At 32.1% G+C, this 495-nt stretch carries 1 protein-coding gene; it reads left to right on the forward strand.

Annotation, left to right across the window (positions count from 1 at the left end; translation table 11 throughout):
* Positions 1–495: APC family permease (locus AC1DJR_RS33210; protein ID WP_477004594.1), on the forward strand; the 495-nt coding region annotated here is incomplete at both ends.

Below are 495 nucleotides of genomic sequence, written 5' to 3' on the forward strand. Positions count from 1 at the left end.
ATTATAAGCTCACTACCTTATATTGAAATGAAAAATATAAATGTACATATTTCTATGAAAGCAGTAAACCCGATTTTAGATGCGTCATTATTAATTTTTTGGTCGTTTTTCGGTTGGGAAGCAATTGCGAGTTTAGCTCCAGAATTTAAAGCACCTAGAAAAAGAAATATTATTTTGTCTACAGGATTTGCAATTATTATTATTGGAGTTTTATATATGGGGATTGCATTATCAGTAATTGGAACAAAATCATATCATATTAATGCTGATAATACTACAGCTCTAGTACTTGTAATAAAACAAACATTAGGTAATCAATTTGCATGGTTAATTGGATTTGTAGCTTTTATTATTTGCTTAGGGACGACAAATGCATTTATCGCAAGCATGGGCCGTTTAGGCTATTCGCTAGGGCAGGAAGAAGTTGCACCTCGTTATTTAGCAAGTATTAATGTAAAAAGAGCAGCGCCAACAAATGCAATAAAAGTTGTAGGT

The sequence above is a fragment of the Bacillus sp. 05T31 genome, assembly GCF_056396725.1.